The sequence below is a fragment of the Pseudoalteromonas sp. SG44-1 genome, from assembly GCF_014164315.1.
In the GTDB taxonomy this organism is placed as follows: domain Bacteria; phylum Pseudomonadota; class Gammaproteobacteria; order Enterobacterales; family Alteromonadaceae; genus Pseudoalteromonas; species Pseudoalteromonas rhizosphaerae.
In genome coordinates this window covers 1-1,289 of the sequence record NZ_JACJEW010000177.1, presented here as the reverse complement: position 1 = coordinate 1,289, position 1,289 = coordinate 1, and the positions used below count along the sequence as shown (strand labels likewise).

Annotated in this window: 1 protein-coding gene; it reads left to right on the top strand. The window is 44.5% G+C overall.

Going from position 1 to position 1,289, the window contains the following annotated elements:
- A partial coding sequence (tnpC, locus tag H5187_RS23595) for an IS66 family transposase (RefSeq protein WP_182798480.1) occupies window positions 1-1,289 on the top strand: 1,289 nt, incomplete at both ends.

Genomic DNA, 1,289 nt, shown 5'->3' with positions numbered 1-1,289 from the left:
ATGCCGGGTGCAGGCGAAGTATTCAATGAAGCAGAAGATATTCTCGATGAACATGATAAAGCGCTATTGGCCACATCGGCCTCAGTAAAGAAAGAAAAAGCCAAACCGAAACGCCGGCCACTGCCAGCGCAGTTGCCGCGAATTGAGGTGGTTGTTGACCTCGAAGAGGATGACAAAATGTGTGATTGCTGTCAAAGCCCCCTTCACAAAATGGGTGAAAGCAGCAGTGAAGCACTCGAGTTTGTGCCAGCGCATATCAAAGTAATCAAAACCATTCGCCCTAAATATACGTGCCGTCACTGTGAGCGTGAAGGCATTGAAAGTGTGGTAAAAACCGCCCTTATGCCTGCAACAGCCATTCCAAAAAGCATCGCAACGCCCAGCTTGCTGAGCCAAATAATCATGTGTAAATACCAGTTTGGCTTACCACTTTATCGCCAAGAAACCATGTTAGGCGATATTGCTATTGAGTTGAGCAGACAAACCATGTCGAGCTGGATGTTGCGCTGCGCAGACCTGTTGTCCCCTCTGTATCAACGCTTAAAAGACGTGTTGCTATCTCAACCGGTTATTCACGGCGATGAAACCCCGTTAAACGTCATTAATGCAGATAAAGCAACCAGCTATATGTGGCTGTATTGTTGCGGCGATGATAAACCGAGTAAAGGCACCAATATTGTCTTGTTTGATTACCATAACAGTCGCGCAGGCCAATGTGCGATTGATTTCCTTGATGGTTACGAAGGCTACATGCACGTTGACGGCTACAAGGCTTACGAGCAAACGAATGCAACACTGGTTGCGTGCTTAGCCCATATGCGCCGTAAATTCATCGAGGCTAAAGGCAATAATAAAAAAACAGTCAAAGCAGATGTAGTACTAAACCTTATTCGCAAGCTCTACGGTATTGAGCAAGCCATCAAAGATAAATCGCACGATGAAAAATTCAAGATTAGGCAGAGAAAAGCCAAACCAATCGTTGATGAATTGTATCAATGGTTACTCAAGCATAAAGATAAAATCCCACCAAAAATGGCGTTAGGTGAAGCAATTACCTATGCGATAAATCAGTTTGAGAAATTCAGACGTTACCTTGATGATGGCAGGCTCAGTATTGACAATAACCGTGCAGAGCGAGCTATAAAACCGTTCGTAATAGGGCGAAAAAACTGGTTGTTCTCAAATACCTGCAATGGTGCTCATGCCAGCGCTATACTTTATAGTCTTATTGAAACCGCAAAGGCAAATGACCTTGTGGTGCATGACTATATCTCTACTTGCTTACAGCG